Here is a 22,017-nt window from a genome sequence, read left to right as displayed (position 1 = left end):
AGTAATGACTATAAAACTAACGCTCTAATCATCATTTCTTCTACCCCTACACCCTTACACCCCCACACCCTTACACCCTAAAACCAGGGTTTTAGGAACAAAACGTAAAAAACCTACACCTGTCAGCTGCCCCCCTGCCCCCCTGCCTCTTCACATCTGGCACTGCCTGTTGAGAAATCGCGGTCGTTGGGAATACTAAAAAAGCAGAGGTAATAGCCTCAGAGAAATTCTCAAAAGAGCGATGGTGCATCTAATCTCGAGCGATCGCAGGCTGAAACGCTTACAAACAGGACTTTAGGCATGGAAAAGGACAGTAAAAAATATGAGTCCCGCGATGAAGCTCAGGAACTTACCAGCAATTGTCCACTCAAAAATCAGCAAGAGAATTTTTCTGTAGCCTTTGTACTACAGATTATTAACGGTACGGATGACCCGATTTTTGTCAAAGACCGCCAACACCGCTGGGTACTGCTCAATGATGCCTTTTGCAAATTGTTAGGGCGTAGCCGAGAAGAATTGATTGGCAAGTCAGACTATGACTTTTTTCCGAAAGCAGAAGCTGATGTGTTTTGGGAAAAAGATGAACTTGTTTTCACGACAGGCATTAGCAATGAAAATGAAGAAGTTTTAACCGACGATCGGGGATTGACGCGCTTTATCTCTACCAAAAAATGTTTGTTTGAAGATGATGCGGGTAATCAGTTTGTAGTCGGTAGTATTCGAGATGTCACACAATATAAGCAGGTAGAAGCTGAACTGCGCCAGTCAAAACAGCTACTGCAACTAGTGATAGATAATATTCCCCAAGGAATTTTTTGGAAAGATCGTAATTCAGTTTATCTAGGCTGTAATCGGAACTTTGCCCGTGATGCCTGTGTGGATTCACCAGATGAGATCGTCGGGTTGAATGACTACGATTTGCCTTGGACAAAGGAAGAGTCTGAGTGGTATCGAGAATGCGATCGCCGCATCATACAATCAGGCATACCAGAACTACACATCATTGAGACACAACAAAAGCCTGATAGCAATCAGCATTGGGTAGATACCAATAAAATTCCGCTGCGCGATACTCGGGGTAATGTGGTAGGTATTCTTGGCACTTACGAAGATATCACAGAGCGCCAACGAATTGAGGAAGCCCTACGTCACAGCGAAGCAAAATTGCAGAAGCTATCGGCAAACGTGCCAGGAATGCTTTATCAGTTTATGCTGCATCCCAATGGCTCATTCTCGTTTCCCTATGTTAATTCCGGTTCTTATGAAATCTATGGGTTGAAACCAGAAGAGATCCAAGCTGATGCCAGTTTGATAATTTCAACTGTACATCCAGATGAACGTCAGGCTTTTGAAAAATCTATTACTGTTTCTGCTCAAACTTTGCAGCCTTGGCAGTGGCAAGGGCGAATTGTTTTGCCTACCGAACAAATCAAATGGCTACAGGCTGTATCCCGTCCAGAACTGCAAGCAGATGGGTCAATTATTTGGGATGGTCTAGTAACAGACATAACCCGCAGTAAGCAAGCAGAGGCAGCACTCCAGCAAGCTTATGCAGAAATGGAAACACGGGTAGAAGAGCGAACTCAAGAACTGGCACAAAGCAACGAGGCGCTACAGGCTGAAATTATCGAACGACAACAAGCAGAAGCAGAATTGAGAGCTTCGCAGCAAAGACTAGCACTATTGATTCAACAAACACCAATAGGTGTGATTGAATGGAATACCAAATTTGAGATTCAAGAATGGAATCCTGCGGCGGAAAGAATTTTTGGATACAGCAAAAGTGAAGTTTTGGGTCGTTATCTTGAGTTTTTAGTTCCTGAGGTTGCTAGAGAACACGTAAAGCAGGTAACAATTGCTCTTTTGCAGCAGCAAGGAGGCACTTTAAGTGTCAACGAGAACCTCACAAAAGACAATAGAATAATTATCTGCGAGTGGTATAACAGTCCTTTAGTGGCTGATGATGGTGAAGTGATTGGTATCGCATCAATGATGCTGGATATCACGGAACGCAAGCAAGCAGAGCAGAGCTTAATGCTTTACAAGCAAGCTGTAGAAAGTTCTAGTGATGCCATTGCCATAGGCGATGCAACAGGTAATCATATCTACCAGAATCCGGCATTTTGCAAATTGTATGAGTGCGAAACCGTAGAGGACTTTATCAAATTTGGTGGTGTGCCTGCTACCTTCACTAACTCAGCAGTTGCTCAAGAGGTATGGCAAGCTACTATTTCAGGTCAATCTTGGATAGGTGAGGCTGAGCAACGCTCTCCTAGTGGTCGGATTATGCAGACTTTTCTTCGATCGTATGCTCTGAAAGATTCCACAGGTCAAAACATCGGTTTGGTTGGTGCAATTACCGATATTACAGAGCTTAAACGGGCGGCAGCTCAATTGCTAGAGAAAGAACAATTTTTACGTAGTGTATACGATGGGGCTGAAAATCCTATATTTGTTGTGGATGTCTTGGAAGATGGCGACTTTTGCTTTTCGGGTTGGAACCCTGCTACACAATCTATGAGTGGTATCAACAGTGCAGAGATAATTGGTAAAACACCAGAGTATGCACTTGGTGAGATTGAAGGTGCAGCAGTACGCCAGAGATATCTAAGATGTTTAGAAATAGGTGTGCCGATGACCTATGAAGAGTGCCTAGTTTTTCAGGGTGAAGAAACTTGGGCGCTAACTACGATTAATCCACTCAAAAATAGTGAAGGTAGAATCTATCGATTGGTGGGAACAACATTTAATATCACTGAACGCAAACAAGCAGAAACTCAGCTCAAGCAGCAAAAAGAAGACTTAGAAAGAGCCATCCAGGAACTCCAGCAGACTCAAATGCAACTCGTGCAAAGTGAGAAAATGTCTAGTTTGGGTCAATTAGTAGCAGGTATTGCCCATGAAATCAACAATCCTGTTAACTTCATCTACGGCAATCTCATCCATACTAATGACTATATTCAACACCTACTGGAATTTGTGCGGCTCTACCAGCAACACTATCCCCATCCCGTACTTCAAATTCAGGACTTTGCAACAGAGATAGATTTAGAATTCCTGAGCGAGGACTTGCCGCAACTCCTTAACTCTATGAAAGTTGGGGCAAAGCGTATTCAAGAGATTGTAGTATCTCTACGCACTTTCTCGCGTATGGATGAAGCTGATATGAAAGAGGTAGATATCCATGAGGGAATTGACAGCACTCTGATGATTTTAGAACATCGCATAAGAGCTACATCTGACCGCTGTACCATTCAAGTTATCAAAGAATACGGCAAATTGCCCTTAGTGGAATGTTACGCTGGGCAGCTTAACCAGGTATTTATGAATATTTTGACAAATGCGCTCGATGCTTTAGAAGAGGGATTGCGGAATGGTAAGTGTGCAGTAGGAGAAGAAGCACTCCCTACTCCCCAAATTCGCATTCGTACCCAATTACTAGAGCAAAACGAAGTAACAATTTCCATTACTGATAACGGGTCGGGAATCCCAGAGGCAGTTAGAAACCGAGTATTTGAACCTTTCTTTACTACAAAGCCTACTGGTAAAGGTACTGGCATGGGACTGTCTATTAGCTACCAGATTATTACTCAAAAGCATGGTGGTTCTTTAGAATGTATTTCCCCACTAGGAGGTGGCACTGAGTTTGTGATTACTGTTCCCCTCCGCCAAGAGTAATTTAATTTGTTTTTCCTTGTACGCCTATAATTTAGAACAAATGAGACAACTGAGTCATTATGAGCTTGTGTTGCATAACCTAAAAGTTTCTCTTTCTTGTAGGTTTTACCCGAGCTGATATAGTTAATAACCTTGTGATAACCTCAAATGAGAGGTTGTATACTATACTTCCCTTAAAAATTTATTAGCTAGTTTCTAACTCTAAATCAGTTTGACTATAAGTATTTTGATGCAATTGATACAAAAATTATCTATGGTAATCAGTTATCTTTATCTATCTTACTGCTCTCTCTTATTTCGTAAATCATATTCTTATAGTTGGTAAAAATAATATTTTGAAGGCTAAATACTATGAGTATTTATTGGCTATCTTTAATTCGTTTCATATGAGGTTTATTGTCACAAAATTTTCTTAAAAGTATGGTGATAAAGCAAGCATTTTTAGTTAGAAAAATTGGTAATAATTTTATGTCAATGTTTACTAAGCGGCAGCTTATTTTAAAACTATAGTAATATTACCTAACAAGTAATAGTTATGATTCTATTCAACTGATGTCCTTGATAGTTTACTATCTATCGATTAGAATTTATTATGCTTCATTTTTCCTTAAATAATTCATACCTTTGATAGTGTTAGCTTTTTCCAAAGTATGACTATTAGTATATAATACTAGCAAAATCGGCACATCCTCTTGCAAAAAATTGGTTAAAAATATTATGAATCAGCAAGTGAAAGTTAAAGTTATTAAACTCAGCGGGATTGTCAACACCACGAATTCACAGGAATTACGACAAAATATAACTAATCTTTTAGAAAGCGGTGCAAAAACTGTGCTAGTTGATTGTCAAGATGTGACTTTTATGGATAGTTCTGCTCTGGGTGCTTTGGTATTAGCATTCAAAGCACTACGGGCAGCGGATACAAACCTAGTTCTTTGCTCAATTAATGAACAAGTCAGAATATTATTTGAACTGACTGGGATGGATAAAGTCTTTGAAATCTTTCCAACTCAAGATGATTTTAATGAGGTGTTATTATCCAAAAATTAACTAATCAAATTTAACTTGTAAGATTGATAAATCATCATCAAAAGCTTCTTTAGAGTTCAAGGCGATGAGATAATTCAATATCCGATCGAGTTGGTAACCAATGGTATGCTGTAAGCTCACAAGTATCTGAATAAAAGCATCCAAACTCCAAAGTGTGCCATCTAACTTAGTAATTTCGTAAGCACCATCACTAAAAATATAAAGGCTGCTAAATTTTTCCACATAGCAATAAGCATCAACATATTTGGCCTCTGGAAACATACCAACTGGCATACCGGGGGTTCTCAATAGTTGAATTTTAGTATTTTTAGGAGATGTGCCAGATACCAAGACTGCTGGTGGATGACCCGCACTAGCATAAATTAATTGCCGCTTGACTCGGTTATAAACTCCGTACCAGATAGTAAAGTATTTATCATTTTGATAATTCATCTGAAAGGTTTCATTCAACGCTCTGAGTACATCACTAGGTTGATAGTAATCCAGACTTTTGAGAGCGCGGGAACGCAACAGATTCAGCACCGAAATAGAGGGAAGAGTAGCTTTAAGTCCATGTCCAGCAGTGTCTAACAGATATACTGCCAGATAATCGGGATCTAACCAATAGTAATCAAAACAATCGCCGCCGAGTTGCCGAGAGGGAATGAACCGGGAATTAATGGTGAAGGGTTCGGTCATAGGTAAAGGTAGCAGCGATCGCACATATTCTGCTGCTTCTGCTAGTTCTGTTTCTAAAAGTAGCTTCTGGGTCTGCAAATCCCGGCTCAATTGATGTAGGCGCAATCCGGCTCTGACTCTTGCTTTTAATTCATTTTGCTCGATGGGTTTAGTAATAAAATCATCAGCACCAGCATCTAGTCCCTTGACGCGATCGGCAACCGAATCCAAAGATGTTAGTAAGATAAAGAAAGTTGTGGATAAATTGGGGTCAGTTTTAATACGGTTACAGACTTCCAATCCATTCAAACCTGGCATTATCCAATCGCAAATAATGAGTGCTGGACGGTAGGCAATAGCCTGTGTAATTCCTTCGTCTCCATCGCTAGCGACAACTACCTGATAACCCTGCTTTTCCAAAAGTCTTTTCAGAAATATTTGTATTGAAATGTCATCATCAATGACGAGTATTTGAAACATAGAAACTTATGGAACAATTAATTAAGAAATAGATGTAAAAATAAAAATAAAAGCGTTTTAATGGTTAATTTATTACTACTATGACTGCAAATATAGTAATAACACCAATTCTCTAAAATCGGGCAATAGATTCAAACCTGTAAACACAAATTAAATCTAAGGACGCAAGACCTTGCACCTCTGGATTATAAATTAGGAATTGGTATGATCTATTCTCAATTGTCCCTCGACTTCATAACCTTTTGCCACTGATAGAAAAAAGATTATGGAGGCGAAAGAGGATTCAGCCACAAGAGAATGGCGCGTTTTAACTGGTTTAGGTCGCGGTATACTTCTTGCTTGAACCATTGCCCTAGAGCATCAAAGGGAGTGAAAGACGTTCCTGTTTGCCATTTGATATCCTGACCTAGGGGTGTGGTGTGAGTTCCTGGTAAAGTTTGTGCTGTCACCATCTCAGAAAAGCGTTCTTGTAAGATTTTGGTTAAAGTTCCTGATTGATCGAGAGTATCGTTACTAAATTTGATTAATAAGTTGCGACGAATGTTGTAGCGTTCCAGAACAAGCTGGTTAGTTTCTAAGGGCGAGGGGGTAAACTCAATTGCCAAAGTAGAATTAAATTGCTCCACTAAGGGAATAGCATCCTTAGCAGCATAGTTATTGAAGGATATTAAAATATTACCTGCCCGTTCTACAGGGAAAAGGCTGCCTATAAGCAAGTGGAGTTTGCAACCCATACTGTGACCGATGCCGTATGTAGGCAGGTAAAGCTTGCGTAAAGCCATAGAGTCATGTAAACGTTCTAAGGTGCGATCGAAGTTCAGCAGTACGGATTTAGCGATCGCAATATGATCCAAAGTATTGACAAATGGCGTAGCAATCACAACATACCCTTTAGCCGCCAACTGTTCTAATAGCCAGCGGTAAGTCAGGTGGGGTGCAGTGGCGACAAATGCACCTCCCAAGAAATGAATAATACCGATGGGATTTTGGGGAATGATGACCCAATTACCTCTAATTTCTTTCCAGTCCATGCCTACAGGCGATCGCTTGATTTACATTTGATTTACATTACTTTATGTTAGACCTTGAATTGCAGCGTTGGGTTAGTTTGTGAGAAAAGCTATTAGGAGACACAAGGCAGTCCCGATGAAAAAATTTCACCGTCAGCCATGAAAAACGAACAAGCAGATAGGGGATAGAGAGCAGAAGAGATAGGGTGAAACAGAGTAACTTGGATACAGCTTTTTCCCCTCTGCTCCTCTGCCCGTGCGACTCTGCCCTTCGGGTGATGCTCGTGCTGACGCTCGATAACTCGCTAACGCTGCGCTAACAGCAGTGACGCTCGGTCGCGTAGCGTCTCACGCCACTTGCTCTACTTGGGGAGCAAGTGGCATCCAAGACTGCGACTGCTTCACCTCCTACCTTCTTTAACTAAACTGTTCAATAATTCCGCCACCCAAAACTTTATCGCCGTCGTACCACACCGCAGCTTGTCCGGGGGTGATGCTGAACTGAGGTTCATCAAATACCAAGCGGACGCGAAAGTTTTCTAAGGGAATCACCATAACTGGTGTGGGAGTAGAACGATAGCGAATTTGCACTTCGGCGTGAATTGGGGTTGATGGTTCGGCGATGGAAACCCAGTTTACCCGATTCACTATACATTCTTGCTGAGTTGCTTTGGTGCGATCGCCTACTATCACCTTATTATTGGCTGCATCTAATTCAATCACATATAACGGTTCAGGTGCAGCAACACCCAAACCTTTACGCTGTCCAATGGTGTAGTGATGGACACCATCATGCTGTCCTAAAACTTTGCCTGTGGCATCCACAATATCGCCTTTTTTGGGGGCAAGATACTTATCTAGAAATGCCCGCATGGAACCGTTACTTTCTACCAAGCACAAATCTTGACTTTCTGGTTTGTTGGCGGTTTTCAGTCCGTAGTCAGCTGCGATGCGGCGCGTATCGGCTTTTTGCAGTTCACCCAAAGGAAACACGGAGGCTGCAAGTAAATCTTGAGACAAATCATAGAGGAAGTATGACTGATCTTTGTTGCGGTCAACTGCCCTTAACAACTGATAACGTCTTGTAGCTTCGTCATAGCTAATTTTGGCATAATGACCAGTAGCGATGCGATCGCATCCCAACTGTTCGCGGGCGTACTGCACCATTGGCCCAAACTTGACTGTTTTATTGCACTGGGAGCAAGGCAAAGGCGTGATCCCAGCACTGTAACCAGCCACCAGATAATCGACAATATTTGTCTCAAAGACATCTCGAATATCTACAACCTGATGGGGAATGCCCAGTTGTTCACAGATATAAGCCGCGTCGATCATCCCTTCAGAGCAACACTGTCCTTTGCCTTTCATCAGCCAAAGGGTCAAACCAATCACTTCATAGCCCTGATTGTGTAGGATAGCAGCGGCGGTAGAACTGTCAACGCCACCAGAAAGACCAACTACGACTTTTTTCATATCTCTAAATCTTGCTAGGCTAGTACCGCTTTGTGAAATTCAAAATTCAAAATTTTTTTGTAGCGGTGACGCTGTACTCAGTATGCGAGTAGGGCTTTTCATACAAGCCCAACACGGGAGCTTCGTGACTGTCCAATTCTAACACACATCTCTTCAAAGCCTTGATAGGGAAGCACTTCAGTTTCTAGGTTACTCATCAGCATATTGCCGGAAACTCAATTAGCTTCGCACTCGCTAACAGCTACTGAATTTTTTTCAGATGTATTCATTGCAACCTGGACATGCTAATTCTAAGCTGACACTATATAGTTGCTACAACAGTACATTCATTAGTTCCTGAAAGAAATTCTCTAAAAATCTTGTTACCACTATGTACAGTCAAATATCAGGTGAATTTATCGCATATCGGATGATTTTCTTGTTTTTGGGAGGTTGGTTGGCACTGACTTCCCATATTAATCCAGCACAAGCCCAAATCAACAACAGTAAAGTGTTGCTAACTCAACAGGGAGTAGTTAATACTTTACCACCGCCAGAAATTTCACCGATTCCCTTTGGTCAATCGCCATTACCCCAGGTACAACCAGGCCAGTACGGGCAATATCAGCCCACTCAATCAGTGGAATTTAATCAATATCAGCCGAATTTGCAGCCCACTCAATCAGTAGAATTTAACCAATATAGCCAGAGCTTTCAACGCTACTTAGTGTACGTTGATAATTATAATTACCAGACGCTGCAACAAGTGCGTCAGATTGAACCTGGAGCTTATATCCGTCAGTACCAAGGACGTTCTGTAATTCAGTCAGGAGTCTTTAACAGACTATCTAACGCCCAAGAGCGTGTTAGACAACTTGAGTCATACCGGATTTATGGCGCACAGATTGTTAGCTTCACAGACGGACGGGAAATTCCCACGTCTTCTTATTCTTCTAACACGGGTGACAGAGGCGTAGGCGTTTCTAGAGGAGAAAGTTCTAGATACTATGTGGCTATTCCCGCTAAATCAGAAGAGTTACCTGCGATCGCAGAAAGAATCAGACAAAATACACGGCTATCTGGCTTTATATTTCAAAGACAATCACCGCGAGGACCACACGTAGCAGTGGGGCCTTTTGCCCAGCGAACAGAAGCAGAAGAATGGAATAACCGTTTGCAAAATTTGGGATTTGGTGATGCTAGAGTTTACTACGGAAAGTAAATAAGTGCTGAGTGCTGAGTTAGGAGTTAAAAGTTAAAAGTGAGGAGTTGTGAGTGAGAAATTCATAACTCCTAATTCATCACTCCTAACTCACATTCAAAACTAATGCGGAATAGGCAAGAGCAAATTTCACAAGTCGTAGTTACCGCCGTGCAAATGCGGGATATTGAAGAGCGTATCTTTGCAGCTGGAATGCATGTAGCGGCTTTGATGGAAAAAGTGGCGGGACTCATCGCTCATCGCATTCAAGACATATACCCAAATTTTGGACAAGAGGGAGAAAAGGACGCGGGGAAACGGAGACGGGGGGACGCGGAGAAAGAATTCTTCGCATCTTTGCGTGTATCTCCAATAAGTACCTGTGTCGGAATTCTCGTCGGGCCTGGTCATAATGGGGGTGATGCTTTGGTGGTAGCCCGTGAATTATACTTTCGCGGGTATGAGGTTTGGATCTATTCTGCTTTTTCTAAGCTAAAGGAATTAACTGCACAGCACTTGCAGTATGCTCAAAGTTTAGGAATTCCATGTTACCAGGAGATATCACAACTACAAGATTGTGATTTTTTGGTTGATGGGTTGTTTGGATTTGGTTTAGAAAGAACGCTCACCGATCCCATCGCTGCTGCAATAGATCGCTTAAATGAATGGAATAAACCAATAATTAGTATCGATTTGCCTTCGGGTTTGCACACTGATACAGGTGAGGTATTGGGAACTGCCATTCGCGCAACTCACACCCTTTGCTTGGGTTTGTGGAAGTTGGGTTTATTGCAAGACCAAGCTTTAGATTATGTCGGCAAAGCTGAGTTAATCGATTTTGATATTCCTTTGGCTGATGTGCAAGCTGTTTTGGGGGATACACCCAAAATTAAACGCATTACACCAGCAACGGCATTTTCAACTTTACCGCTACCTCGTCCACTAGTTACCCACAAATATAAGGAAGGTCATTTATTGCTAATTTGTGGTTCGCGCCGCTATGCTGGTGGGGCAATTTTAACAGCTTTGGGGGCACGGGCAAGTGGTGTAGGAATGCTCTCAATTGCAGTTCCAGAATCTTTGAAACCTATTTTGGTGTCGCATTTGCCAGAAGCGCTGATAGTTGGTTGTCCAGAAACGGAAACTGGAGCGATCGCTCAGTTACAATTACCAGAAAAAACTGATTTAAGTTCCTTTCATGCGATCGCCTGTGGCCCTGGTTTAACAAAAGATGCTACAGCCATTGTGCAAGAAGTAATAGCTAGTGATGCTCCCTTAATTCTTGATGCGGATGGTTTGAATATCCTGGCACAGCTGGGAACCATCCCCACATTACAAAAGCGAAAAGCAACAACTGTACTCACGCCCCATACTGGTGAATTCCAGCGGTTGTTTCCCGATATCCCAGATCCCAAACACGACACAGTGCTAGCTGTCAGGGAAGCTGCGGCTCACAGTGGAGCTGTAGTGTTATTGAAAGGCGCAAGGACAGCGATCGCTAACCCCCAAGGTTTAGTTTGGATTAATCCAGAAAGTACCCCAGCTTTGGCGCGTGGCGGTAGTGGCGATGTATTGACAGGGCTACTGAGTGGATTGTTAGCGCAAGCAGTAACTAAACAAATAGCTGTAGAAGATATTGTGGCAACTGCGGCTTGGTGGCATTCGCAAGCGGGTATTTTAGCAGCCCAAGAACGCACTGAATTAGGAGTAGATGCGTTTACATTGACACAGTATTTAATGAAAGTTCTAAGTAATCCAAAAGTTTAAATTCTGTTTGGAGTTGACTTACCACTAGTTAATCAAATATGATTTTAGATTGTCTGTCTAATTCCTGCTCGGATCAGGTAGACATATCGCAAAAGCCAGCAACAGCGAATTATCGCAACCAGATAAGTCGCATCTCTATACAGAGATAAAAGCTAGCTACCTGTACGGCAACTTCAAGGACAATTCCATGACCTACGCAATTATTGAAACTGGCGGCAAACAACTGCGAGTTGAGCCGGGACGCTTTTATGACATCGAACTGCTTCCAGTTGAAGCAGACGAAAAAGTTACAATAGAATCTGTATTACTAGTTCAGCACGACGGCGAAGTTACCATTGGACAGCCGCTAGTAGCAGGGGCGACTGTAGAAGGCACGGTACTGCGAAATCTTAGAGGTCGCAAAGTCCTGGTCTACAAAATGAAGCCGAAAAAGAAAACCCGCAAAAAGCGGGGGCATCGCCAGGAAATCACCAGATTGATGATTAATTCCATCACCCTCAACGGTACGGTGCTGGTTGCTCAAGAAGCTGCAACTGCTGAAACTCCCGTCGCCGACAATCCCCCTGCAGAAGCAACTGCTGAATAATAGAGAAGAGAAAACAGACACAAGAGGAAATTATGGCTCATAAGAAAGGAACAGGTAGTACGCGCAACGGTCGCGATTCTAATGCCCAACGTCTGGGTGTCAAGCGCTATGGCGGTCAAGCTGTGCGTGCGGGAAACATTCTTGTGCGTCAGCGCGGCACTAAATTTCATCCTGGCAACAACGTCGGTATAGGTAGTGATGACACTTTGTTTGCTTTAATCGACGGTGTAGTGACCTTTGAAAGAAAGGGCAGAACCCGTAAGAGAGTTAGTGTTTACGCCCCTGCTGCCGCAGTTGAGGCAGTAGCTAGTTAGAGCAATCGGGTAGGCATTACCACCCATAAAATTTATCGACGAAGACGCGGAGAGTGTTTGCGATCGATTCCCCGCGTCTTCTCTATTTGTGGTATTTAGTCTCTATAAAGATACGTGATGTAAAACTCCTTGGTATATGCCTGCACCCAAGGCTATGCCTACCAGTGAGATCGCACAAGTAATCCAAAAGGCTTGCCCTTCTGTAAAACCAGATACTTGAAAGTCAATTCTCGCTAATATAGCCGCAGAAAAGATCAGCAAACAATCAAGAAATAGCCGGAACCAGGCAAGCATCAAAAAAAATAAGAATGCCCCGAAAACGGCAACAGAAAAAGTCCTGATATTTGAACGAAATAAAATACTAGAATATTGTGTCATCAATGACAAAGGAGCGGTTAAGCTTCCCACAACAAACAAGACAATAGGCACAAATACTAGCCATACAAGCCTAGGGACTTGTGACTCAGCTAATACCCAACCTAAAGCACTATAGCTAAGCAGTACTAGCACTAAGGATATCCAGGGAAGTCTTTTAACAATTGACATGAACTTGGTATGGCCATTAGCGGTTCAATCTATTACCTAACAGGATTTAGTGCCACTGAAAGCCTTGTTTTATTGAGTTGTTCAGATTGTGGCTATTGTCTGCCCTCAGCTATATCCTCATATAGTGGGAGTCTTTCAATCTCTTAGTGTAAGCGGGTCGTAAACTAGAAGCAAGCCGGATCTAGGTAGATATATTTTGACAGCGATCGCTTAGACTATATGTCTATCATCCTATTTCTTCTAGATTCAAGCAATAGGCTGTTATGCTCTTGCAAGAAAACTAAACTACTTGGTAAAGAATTACTGCACAAATTAGTTAAATATGATCGTAAACATTTGTAAACTGTTAGCAGCCGAGTAGCGACGTGTCACATCTTGTTAAGGAATTCTCTATGAGACAACTGGTTATCGCTGAACGTGTATGCCTCATTGGTCATATTGTGTCAATGGTGTTTGGATTGGTAGGGATACTACTGGTTGTACCTAACGCCGAAGTAATTTTTCACCTATCCGAGATCGGCCAGACTGCCATGCAATGGAGTATGGCTGGTGGTGGTGTAGTATATATGATTCTAGGTACAGCTGCTGTATTTTTATATGGCTTGCGGATTTTGGGTTTGGGTCGCACTTTAGCATTTATGCTGCCCGCAGTGCTGATTTCCTTAAGCAGCGAACTCCTAGGAACTAGCACAGGCTTTCCTTTTGGTCACTACAGCTATCTAAGTGGCTTGGGCTATAAAATTGCTGGTTTAGTGCCGTTTACAATCCCCTTGTCGTGGTTTTATGTAGGATGCGTTTCGTACCTGCTAGCGCGGGCTGGTTTAGAAGTAGACAAAAAACCTAGCTTGTGGCGACATATAGGTGCAATCGGCTTGGGTGCTTTGATGCTCACCTCCTGGGATTTTGTCCTCGATCCTGCCATGAGCCAAACTGCTTTGCCCTTCTGGTATTGGCAACAACCGGGGCCTTTCTTTGGTATGCCCTACCAAAATTTTGCTGGCTGGTTGGGTACTGGTTCAGTGTTTATGACTGTGGCAGCATTGTTGTGGAAAAATAATCCAATTAAATTGGAGCGATCGCAACTTAATGTACCCTTGGTAGTTTATTTAAGCAACTTTGGCTTCGCTACAGTTATGAGCTTGGCAGCTGGGTTCTCTATTCCTGTGTTGCTTGGCTTGTTGCTAGGTGTAGCCCCTGCTGTAGCCTTTTGGTTGAAAGCTTCAGCAGCATCTACCCAAGTTACTGTTGAACCAGCAGCTCAGGAAGTCTCAGTAGCCAGCGTCAAAGTCGCCTTGAAATGATAAGGCAGGAGGACGACAGTCGCCACAAGTCGGCAAAGCCGCCCAAGGCGCTGTCTCCAGAGGGCAGAAGTCAGTAGTTTTATTTCCCCTGCTTCCCCTGCTCCCCTGCTCCCCCTGCTCCCCAGTCCCCAATCCCCATCAATTAACGTGGACAATGCTTCGACAGTAGAAAGCGCCATATCGCTCTTATTGCTACTTATTCAGTTACCAGCAACGGCGATTCTGCTCTCACGTCTATTCAAGGGCCCAACACGCCATCCACCCATTCAACCCCAACAGCCAACACTAGAACTTTTGGGTAGTGTTAGTGTTGTCGTACCCACGCTGAACGAGGCTCTTCGCATTAGTCCTTTGTTAGCTGGCTTGAGCCGACAAAGCTACGAAGTTAGGGAAATCATCGTTGTAGATAGTAAGTCCCAGGATGCTACTCCCGACTTGGTGAAAGCCTCACAACAGCAAGATCCCCGCTTTCGTCTGATGACTGACGATCCCTTACCCTCCAGCTGGGTAGGTCGTCCTTGGGCGTTGCATAACGGCTTTTTACATAGCTCAGAAGCAAGTCGGTGGTTTTTAGGGATGGATGCTGATACCCAGCCACATCCAGGTCTAGTTGCTGGTTTGGTGAAAACGGCCCAAATGCAAGGGTATGATTTGGTTTCTCTGTCGCCCCAGTTCATTCTCAAGTATCCAGGAGAATGCTGGCTACAACCAGCATTGTTGATGACTCTGCTTTACCGATTCGACCCTGCTGGGATCGAGACAGAACAGCCTGAAAGAGTGATGGCAAATGGTCAATGCTTTTTATGCCGTCGCTCTGTTTTAGTCGCTGTGAGTGGTTACACCAGTGCGAGGAGTTCTTTTTGCGATGATGTCACCTTGGCGCGATATATTGCTGCTCAGGGGTTTAAAGTAGGCTTTTTGGATGGTGCGAAAGTTCTGAAGGTGCGGATGTATGAGGGGGCAATCGAGACTTGGAAAGAATGGGGACGCAGTCTCGACCTCAAAGATGCATCTCTACCTGCTCAAGTTTGGGGAGATTTATGGTTACTCTCAGCCGTTCAAGGTTTACCCCTCCTGATTCTACTCAGTTATTTATCTCTTCTTTTGCTGCTCCCCCAGCCTTTGCTGCTACCCTCACTCCTCTTACTGGGACTGAATGTATTTCTATTGGTGATTCGCTTTGCTATGCTACTAGCGATCGCACCTTCATACGATCGCAAAAGCGCTAAAGGTAGCTGGTTATTTTGGCTTTCTCCTTTAGCCGATCCCCTAGCAGTGCTACGAATTTTCTTATCTGCGTTCCGCACTCCCCGTGAGTGGCGGGGACGCAAATACAGTGCTGAGTAAGGAGTCAGTTGTCAGTTGTCAGTTGTCAGTTGTTAGTTGTTAGTTGTTAGTTGTTAGTTGTCAGTTATCAGAAGGCAATAGGCAATAGGCAAGAGTCAATGATTGTTCCCCGCGTCACCGCGTCACCGCGTCCCCTATTCACTCTTCACTTTCCCCTCCTAGTCGATCGCCTCGTTCCAGTTCCCAGAGAATTTGATTACCTTCGCGTCGTACCCGTGACACAATCCAGTTTCGCCAGCGCCATTGATCCCCGCGACTTGTGACAGCGCTGGCGTGGACATCCATCAGGTCTGCTAGTTCAGAACTGGTGATTAAGTAGCCTTTTTCGGCAATCTCGTCGGCTATACGTAAAGTTTCAACCAAATTGCGGAGTTGTTCTACCCTGTTTTCAGGTAGCTTTTCTTCAGTTGCGGCCGCAACGTGTGCGGTAGATTGTTCCATAGACGTTATTTCTAATGCAGGAGTACTGATTTCTCTTGTTCTAGTGTTAATTATTGTAGAGTTTGTTTCGCGATCGGATACTTTTACGACTGGAGCGGGTAAAGTTTTATGAACATTTGTGAGAGACAATTGTTGTAAAGACGGGACTTTACCACTAGCAAAGGAGCGAGCGATCGCATCACAACGTTCGTTACCTATGTTACCAGAATGCCCACGAACGTGTTGCCATTTGACTTGTCGGGTATTAAGTTCATCTAAGATTTCTAAAAGGTCTTGATTTTGCACAGGGTTGCCGTCTGCTTTTTTCCAGCCTTTTCTTTTCCAGCCTTTCACCCACTTGGTAACGCAATTAATAAGGTATTCACTATCGGTATGCAGGGTGATGGGATCGGTTTGTCTAAATTCATGTATAAATTGCAGAGCAGCGATCGCGGCTTGCATTTCCATTTTATTATTGGTGGTGTGAGGCGATGCATCGCCCATTTCGTGAATTGAGCCATCGTTGAAATAGACGACAACGCCCCAACCACCAGGGCCAGGGTTGCCGGTGCAAGCACCATCTGTGTATATGTTTTGGATTGTAGGTTGGGTGAACATGGTTATGAATATCGAACCGCATTAGACGCAAAGTACGCCAAGGAAGAAGTTATGAGCGGCGAATTTGGGTAAACAATATCCAGGCTATTATACTGGTAAGCACTCCAGTGACAACGCTCCAACCAAAGGCTGTTGTGAGAAAAAATGGTGTTTTGCTATGCGGTGGAAATTGGGCTACTAAAACTGAAGATGCAATTTGGCTAGTTGCTAGTCCAATACCTGCACTACCAATGAAGTTTTCTAGATTGCGATCGCGTTTTGCTTGATATATGTCAATTGTACCTTGAATTGTACTAATTAGATTTTGTAGCAAGGTTAAGCCTGGGCTAAGGTTGACGTAATCTGTCTCGATTTGTTGGAGATATTTTTCAGCACTAAATTCACTGAATTGTTGAAGAAATTGTAGCTGGCTTGTGCTGTTTTCTCTAGAAATATTTTCTAGTCGCTTTTTATAATTATTCAGATTAACTTTGATTGTACGTGCTTGGTCATCCAGATAGCTTAAATCAATTGCATAGCGCGATAGAATTGTCAGGGTGTCAGTTAGGGTTTTTTGTAATTCTTCAAGATTGGGTTTGCCTTGATTAATTTGTTGCCCGAAATCGCTGATTTTTCTAACTGTCTTTTGGACTTGGTGAAAATCTGTCTTGAGTTGATTTTTTAATTCGCGGCTTTGATGGTAAGCCCAAAGAATTTTGTGGCGATAACAGAACAGACGGATTAAATCGAAATATATATTAGCAATACTTTCTTGAATGTCCTTCTGCGATCGCTGTGGTGGAAACAAACATATTAACAGATGAAAACTATTTTGAAAACTCTGCTCATCTATCCAATTACGAGGCTGTTCCCAGACATCAAATGCAGTTGCACCTAAAAAATTGCCTTGGTTTTGCAAGTTGATTTCACCTTGATAATTGAGATTGATTTGTAGATAGCATTGTTTGGCGATCGCTTCGATTTCTTCTGCGTTATAAATCTTTTCCAACTGTCCCCAGACAAACCAAGTTTGACCGATTTTTCCTTTTTGGTGATGGATACGAGATTCTATGTTTTTTTTAATATCCTGAAAACGGTTAATCGGTTTACTGATATTGTCATCAATAACAGAGCAATCCACCTGTAGAGCGTAGGTATCGCTTAGTTGTAGGGCGCGGTAATAACCTTCTAAGTCTGTTGGAAACTGTTCTAACTTATCTGGTACAAATAACTCGGCGTAATCTGCTTCTGGGTTCTCTAAAGTAGCGAGTTGTTTAAGTAAACCATTATCTTTAATTGTTTCGTAATCTTTATTTAAAGCTGGATTGATTTTGCGCCAAAAATTATGACGATTTTGATTAATTCGCTCGTTTGTTTGTCCTAAACCTTGTTGTAGGTCATAGACAAACAAATCAACAGTTGGGTAAATAAGATTATACTGTTGATTCATGGCATAGGCATTTGTAGAGAGCGAATAATTATTGCCCACGTATTTTTAGCGACAGTTACAGAATCAGAAGCCTGGAAAATGGGTCGAGCAATTTCAGTTAAGCTTTGGTCATCTAGTTGTTCATCAATAGCGACAAGAATATTGTTGATTTCTGTGCTTTGCTGTTCGGCAACTCGATCAATTTTAGCGGGTAAAGGGCCTTTGCTACGCTGTTTACTAATTGCGTCTAAAGATTGCCAAACATTTTCATAAGAAGTTGCTAGGGGCGAATAACTCTTGGCTATGTCATAGAGTTTGCTAATATCCGCAGGTATGTTAATTTTATTTATCTGCGCTTGCACAGTCTCCGGCAAAGGTGAGTCAAGTTGGTAGAGTGCAAAAATAAAGGCTTTTAGTTCCGAGGCTTCTATTGGTTTCATGATGGATTCCCAGTAATAGTATAAGCTGCCCAGAAGTAAGGGTGATTATAGGGTTTATTATTTGGTTCCGCTGTATTCTTAATATTGTCTAAATAGCGTGACAAGAAACGGCGAACGAGTCCTTCATTTTCAGAAAGTTTTGCAATTTGCGCTGCGTACCATTCTGCAAGTTCTGCATTTGTGACATTTCGCAACCATTGGGTAGCCTCAGTCAAAGCTACCGTTTCTGGTTTACCTTGTTGCAGCAATTGGTAAAACTGAATCATCACCAAAGCGCTAGCAGCTGATTCTACAGTCCATAGAGTACTGACGACATGAGCCACACCGCAACCCATAAAGCCACTGACAAGCCCTACGTATTCTGTGGTGATGATATAATTACCTGTTATCGCAGTTTCGCAAGCTGCTAGAGTTACGAGTTGGTAGCTTTGCAAATTAAAGCCGTGGATATCCGCGAGAGTTAACTTTTCCTCACCTGCTAATGCCAAGTGAGATAACGCCGGATTTTGGAAGTTATATGCACCATGCCCTGTAAAGTGAAAAACACTGTAGTTTTGGGGCAAAGCAGTTATTAGTGCTGCTTTTGTGGCTTGTTCGGAATGCTTGCGGGTAGGGTTGGGGAACATTCGGCTAATGGCTTCCGATTCGACTTGGGCGAACTCCAATGAGGGATAACCTGTACTGTTGGGATGTTCTATGCTAAGTAAATTTTGTGGCTTATGGCTGCCTTTGTTAACAGGGATAGAGACAATTTTGGCGCTTGGTAAATAGGTGATGGTAAATTCAGGTGGAAACAGTGCATGGAGAGGAAAGCGGTGCAAATCGCGGTGGGGAATGAGAATTAGTTGAGTAATATCTGGAATTGCCGAGACAACAGCGTTGATATCAAGGATAGTACTCAAGTTGTGAAGCATTTCAGGCAAGTTATTGCGCCATGTTCTGTCTTTTTCACCTTGCTTATCTTTGCCTTTGCGATAGTCGGTGTATTGTTCATTCCAATTTTTCACCCAGCCTTCAAAATCGCGTAAGCGTTGCGCCTGAGTTAGAAACTCGGTTTTTCCTAAAACAATCGGTGATGGGGCGTTGTGTTTGAGGATGAAGGTGTGTAGAGCGTAAGAACTGAGATGCCAATAAATAATAGCAGTTGAGGGATTAAGTAGTTGTTGTATTTCTGCATAACTGGAAGAAGAAATTTGATCGTTCCATCCATCCAAAAGCCAACGCAAGCAGGTATTTTTGCCCTCTTCTGCTAATTCAATAGCTTGCAGCAAATCTCCAGAATGCACAGCTAAATCAACAGTTAACTGCTGAATCCAGGCAAATTTTAGAGCTAGTTGTTTTTTACTTCGCTCGGAGCGATTTGGTTCATTTGATAAGCGCCGCAACAAATCAGTACCCTGGCGCTGGAGTTCTGTGGCTTCGGCTGTTTCTCCCAAATCCAACTGCACGCGAATTAAGTCTTGCAAAACCTCTAGATGCAACTCAGGAAAATCTACTGCTGTGAGAGTTTGGAGTACTTCGTTGTAACTGTTAACGGCTTTGCGCCAATAATAGCGGGCGTTAGAATTTCCTCGTCCTCGGAAGTAATGAGCATTACCTATCGCCTGATGCAATTTCCCCCAACCTTCTGGGTGAGTGTCTTGCTGACAATGCTTCAATCCTTCCTCGTAGCTTGCCAATAGTCCCTCATAACCACGCTTATTTAAATCAGGATTGTTAAATTTTAAAGCGAGGTTAGGTGCTGCTGCATTAGGTAAAGTAAATGTAAAAGAGAAATCTGTCCTCTGTCCAGTTACGTTCCCTGCTGCAATTCCTCGGTTAATCCAAGCTTCGTGGAAGTCTGGTTTAATTTTGAGGGCACTGTCATAAGATGCAAGTGCTTGTTCTAATTCTCCTAAATCAGCCAGCGCCGTACCCCGGTTGTTCCAAGCTTGGTCTTTGTCGGGTTTAATTTTGAGGGCATTGTCATAAGATGCGATCGCTTGTTCTAATTCTCCTAAATTATGCAGCGCCACACCCCGGTTGTTCCAAGCTTCGTAGTCGTCGGGTTTGATTTTGAGGGCATTGTCATAAGATGCGATCGCTTGTTCTAATTCCCTTAAATCAGCCAGCGCCAAACCTCGGTTGTTCCAAGCTTCGTAGTCGTCGGGTTTGATTTTGAGGGCATTGTCATAAGATGCGATCGCTTGTTGTAATTCCCCTAAATCAGCCAGCACCGTACCCCGATTATACCAAGCTAGGTAGTCGTCGGGTTTGATTTTGAGGGCATTGTCATAAGATGCGATCGCTTGTTCTAATTCTCCTAAATTATGCAGCACCGTACCCCGGTTGTTCCAAGCTTGGTCTTTGTCGGGTTTGATTTTGAGGGCATTGTCAAAAGATGCGATCGCTTCTTCAAATCGCCCTAAATCAGCCAGCGCCCCACCTCGGTTGTTCCAAGCTTCGTGGAAGTCGGGTTTGAATTTGAGGGCATTGTCATAAGATGCGATCGCTTGTTCTAATTCTCCTAAATTAGCCAGCGCCCCACCCCGGATGTACCAAGCTTCGTGAAAATCGGGTTTGAATTTGAGGGCTTTGTCAAAAGATGCGATCGCTTCTTCAAATTCCCCTAAATCACCCAGCGCTACACCCCGGTTAGTCCAAGCTTCGTGGGAGTTAGGTTTGATTTTGAGGGCGTTGTCAAAAGATGCGATCGCTTGTTCATATTGTCCTAAAACATACAAGGAGAGACCCCGATTGTACCAAGCTAAGTGGTCATCGGGTTTTATTTGAGATTTTAAAGCTTGATTAAAAGCTGCGTTTGCTTCTTCATATCGCCCTAACTGAAGCAATGCCACGCCGCGATTCCGCCAAGCATCGTAGAAATCAGGTTTGATTTCAATAGCATCGTCGAAGAATGCGATCGCTTGTTCATGTAATCCTAAATTAGCCAGTGCCACACCTTGATTAAACCAAGCCTCTGCTTCACTATTTGTCAATTCACCAGCATCATTGAATTGATTACTATTACTTGTTTCTTCTTCCTCCGCTTCCTCCACACCTTGGCGGTTCGTTTCTCCTCTCTCTAACAACCGCCTACCAACATCATAAGCAACATCACTAACTTCCCCAATACTCAACTCGCCCAGCTGCACCATTCGCGTTGCTAACTCATCATTTGGTGTAGCTGAGGCTAACAATCTTTCGCCAAAGCCTCGCAACCACTCCACCAAATTAGTCTCATTGATGCGCCTTGCAGCCAAGAAACCTTTTACCCCTCCTCTAGTCAAGCCATCATTGACTTCTGCCAACAACTGGAGAAACAACGATTCATACTCCGTATCTGTTAGCGGTTTCGGTGGTTCTACTTTCCTCTGTTCCCGCAAAGGAGTGTGCTTTCTGCCAAATAAGCGCCCAAAAGACCTCTTGAGCCACTGCCAAAGCTGCTTGAGCATCTACCGCAACCATGTATTGCTTTTACGATAAATTTTAGCGATTTTACTGAAACAGCAACAAAGTACAAAAGTATATTTTTTTAACGAGACATACAGCAATGAGACAGCCCAGCAGTTAGAGGTGAGTTTAATATATGCGATCGCATCATTCGTAATAACATAGTGAAATTAATTAGAACTTACGCATTGACAAGGCCGCGATCGCATTAACAATGCAAGTCGATGCATTAACAAGGCCGTAGCCGCATTCATCATGCAGGTCGATGCATTGACAAGACCGTGGCTGCATTCATTATGCAGGTCGATGC

At 43.1% G+C, this 22,017-nt stretch carries 16 protein-coding genes; 8 read left to right on the top strand and 8 right to left on the bottom strand.

Annotated elements, in window-relative coordinates:
* The first annotated feature begins 300 nt into the window (after positions 1–300).
* Positions 301–3,678 carry a PAS domain S-box protein gene (locus tag RMY31_RS21750; protein WP_322658691.1) on the top strand — a complete coding sequence of 1,126 codons (3,378 nt, stop codon included), beginning with the start codon at positions 301–303 and terminating at the stop codon, positions 3,676–3,678.
* A gap of 717 nt (positions 3,679–4,395) precedes the next feature.
* Positions 4,396–4,728, top strand: coding sequence for an STAS domain-containing protein (locus RMY31_RS21745; RefSeq protein WP_322658692.1), 333 nt, complete (start codon positions 4,396–4,398; stop codon positions 4,726–4,728).
* Here RMY31_RS21745 and RMY31_RS21740 read toward each other — a convergent pair whose 3' ends face one another.
* The 3 genes from RMY31_RS21740 to mnmA all read right to left on the bottom strand — a co-directional run bounded on the left by RMY31_RS21740 (position 4,729) and on the right by mnmA (position 8,348).
* Positions 4,729–5,865 carry a PP2C family protein-serine/threonine phosphatase gene (locus tag RMY31_RS21740; protein WP_322658693.1) on the bottom strand — a complete coding sequence of 379 codons (1,137 nt, stop codon included), beginning with the start codon at positions 5,863–5,865 and terminating at the stop codon, positions 4,729–4,731.
* A gap of 263 nt (positions 5,866–6,128) precedes the next feature.
* Positions 6,129–6,896: a DUF1350 family protein gene (locus RMY31_RS21735; protein WP_322658694.1), complete on the bottom strand. Its 768-nt coding sequence runs from the start codon at positions 6,894–6,896 to the stop codon at positions 6,129–6,131.
* Positions 6,897–7,292: 396 nt separating this feature from the next.
* Complete coding sequence (gene mnmA, locus RMY31_RS21730) at positions 7,293–8,348, bottom strand: tRNA 2-thiouridine(34) synthase MnmA (protein WP_409878174.1); 1,056 nt, start codon at positions 8,346–8,348, stop codon at positions 7,293–7,295.
* Between the two features lie 370 nt (positions 8,349–8,718).
* Between mnmA and RMY31_RS21725 the strand changes: the two genes are divergently transcribed.
* The 4 genes from RMY31_RS21725 (at position 8,719) to rpmA (ending at position 12,195) form a co-directional block, all read left to right on the top strand.
* On the top strand, positions 8,719–9,549 hold the full coding sequence (locus tag RMY31_RS21725) for a hypothetical protein (RefSeq protein ID WP_322658697.1): 831 nt from the start codon (positions 8,719–8,721) through the stop codon (positions 9,547–9,549).
* A 105-nt stretch (positions 9,550–9,654) separates the two neighbouring features.
* Entirely contained in the window at positions 9,655–11,295 is a 1,641-nt protein-coding gene (locus RMY31_RS21720) for an NAD(P)H-hydrate dehydratase (protein WP_322658698.1), read from the top strand.
* A 187-nt stretch (positions 11,296–11,482) separates the two neighbouring features.
* Positions 11,483–11,881: a 50S ribosomal protein L21 gene (gene rplU / locus RMY31_RS21715; RefSeq protein WP_322658699.1), complete on the top strand. Its 399-nt coding sequence runs from the start codon at positions 11,483–11,485 to the stop codon at positions 11,879–11,881.
* A 32-nt stretch (positions 11,882–11,913) separates the two neighbouring features.
* Positions 11,914–12,195 (top strand): 50S ribosomal protein L27, encoded by a 282-nt coding sequence (rpmA, locus tag RMY31_RS21710; protein ID WP_322658700.1) that lies wholly within the window; start codon positions 11,914–11,916, stop codon positions 12,193–12,195.
* A gap of 102 nt (positions 12,196–12,297) precedes the next feature.
* Here the strand turns inward: rpmA and RMY31_RS21705 are convergent, their stop codons facing one another.
* Complete coding sequence (locus RMY31_RS21705; protein ID WP_322658701.1) at positions 12,298–12,741, bottom strand: hypothetical protein; 444 nt, start codon at positions 12,739–12,741, stop codon at positions 12,298–12,300.
* A gap of 392 nt (positions 12,742–13,133) precedes the next feature.
* Between RMY31_RS21705 and cruF the strand changes: the two genes are divergently transcribed.
* Positions 13,134–14,042, top strand: coding sequence for a gamma-carotene 1'-hydroxylase CruF (cruF, locus tag RMY31_RS21700; RefSeq protein WP_322658702.1), 909 nt, complete (start codon positions 13,134–13,136; stop codon positions 14,040–14,042).
* Between the two features lie 147 nt (positions 14,043–14,189).
* Entirely contained in the window at positions 14,190–15,389 is a 1,200-nt protein-coding gene (gene cruG, locus RMY31_RS21695; protein WP_322658703.1) for a 2'-O-glycosyltransferase CruG, read from the top strand.
* A 138-nt stretch (positions 15,390–15,527) separates the two neighbouring features.
* Here cruG and rnhA read toward each other — a convergent pair whose 3' ends face one another.
* Genes rnhA through RMY31_RS21675 form a run of 4 tightly spaced genes read right to left on the bottom strand, consistent with a single transcriptional unit; the run spans position 15,528 to position 21,709 of the window.
* Positions 15,528–16,427 (bottom strand): ribonuclease HI, encoded by a 900-nt coding sequence (gene rnhA, locus RMY31_RS21690; RefSeq protein WP_322658704.1) that lies wholly within the window; start codon positions 16,425–16,427, stop codon positions 15,528–15,530.
* 49 nt (positions 16,428–16,476) lie between these two features.
* Positions 16,477–17,856 (bottom strand): hypothetical protein, encoded by a 1,380-nt coding sequence (locus RMY31_RS21685; RefSeq protein WP_322658705.1) that lies wholly within the window; start codon positions 17,854–17,856, stop codon positions 16,477–16,479.
* Positions 17,853–18,275, bottom strand: coding sequence for a hypothetical protein (locus RMY31_RS21680; protein ID WP_322658706.1), 423 nt, complete (start codon positions 18,273–18,275; stop codon positions 17,853–17,855). The genes RMY31_RS21685 and RMY31_RS21680 overlap by 4 nt, the downstream gene beginning before the upstream one ends.
* A complete protein-coding gene (locus tag RMY31_RS21675; RefSeq protein ID WP_409878173.1) occupies positions 18,272–21,709 on the bottom strand; it encodes a tetratricopeptide repeat protein in 3,438 nt (1,145 codons plus the stop codon). Before RMY31_RS21675 ends, RMY31_RS21680 begins: the two co-directional genes overlap by 4 nt.
* Positions 21,710–22,017: the final 308 nt, after the last annotated feature.

Origin of the sequence: Dendronalium sp. ChiSLP03b (assembly GCF_034531165.2) — a bacterium.
Lineage (GTDB): Bacteria > Cyanobacteriota > Cyanobacteriia > Cyanobacteriales > Nostocaceae > Dendronalium > Dendronalium minutum.
Note: the sequence above shows the minus strand (reverse complement) of the source record. Positions and strands in the feature narration are given on the sequence as shown.

Bases quoted from the DNA above. Each gene is read 5' to 3' on its own strand.
- RMY31_RS21750 (WP_322658691.1), top strand. From the start codon at position 301: ATGGAAAAGGACAGTAAAAAATATGAGTCCCGCGATGAAGCTCAGGAA.
- RMY31_RS21745 (WP_322658692.1), top strand. From the start codon at position 4,396: ATGAATCAGCAAGTGAAAGTTAAAGTTATTAAACTCAGCGGGATTGTC.
- RMY31_RS21740 (WP_322658693.1), bottom strand. From the start codon at position 5,865: ATGTTTCAAATACTCGTCATTGATGATGACATTTCAATACAAATATTT.
- RMY31_RS21735 (WP_322658694.1), bottom strand. From the start codon at position 6,896: ATGGACTGGAAAGAAATTAGAGGTAATTGGGTCATCATTCCCCAAAAT.
- mnmA (WP_409878174.1), bottom strand. From the start codon at position 8,348: ATGAAAAAAGTCGTAGTTGGTCTTTCTGGTGGCGTTGACAGTTCTACC.
- RMY31_RS21725 (WP_322658697.1), top strand. From the start codon at position 8,719: ATGTACAGTCAAATATCAGGTGAATTTATCGCATATCGGATGATTTTC.
- RMY31_RS21720 (WP_322658698.1), top strand. From the start codon at position 9,655: ATGCGGAATAGGCAAGAGCAAATTTCACAAGTCGTAGTTACCGCCGTG.
- rplU (WP_322658699.1), top strand. From the start codon at position 11,483: ATGACCTACGCAATTATTGAAACTGGCGGCAAACAACTGCGAGTTGAG.
- rpmA (WP_322658700.1), top strand. From the start codon at position 11,914: ATGGCTCATAAGAAAGGAACAGGTAGTACGCGCAACGGTCGCGATTCT.
- RMY31_RS21705 (WP_322658701.1), bottom strand. From the start codon at position 12,741: ATGTCAATTGTTAAAAGACTTCCCTGGATATCCTTAGTGCTAGTACTG.
- cruF (WP_322658702.1), top strand. From the start codon at position 13,134: ATGAGACAACTGGTTATCGCTGAACGTGTATGCCTCATTGGTCATATT.
- rnhA (WP_322658704.1), bottom strand. From the start codon at position 16,427: ATGTTCACCCAACCTACAATCCAAAACATATACACAGATGGTGCTTGC.
- RMY31_RS21685 (WP_322658705.1), bottom strand. From the start codon at position 17,856: ATGAATCAACAGTATAATCTTATTTACCCAACTGTTGATTTGTTTGTC.
- RMY31_RS21680 (WP_322658706.1), bottom strand. From the start codon at position 18,275: ATGAAACCAATAGAAGCCTCGGAACTAAAAGCCTTTATTTTTGCACTC.
- RMY31_RS21675 (WP_409878173.1), bottom strand. From the start codon at position 21,709: ATGCTCAAGCAGCTTTGGCAGTGGCTCAAGAGGTCTTTTGGGCGCTTA.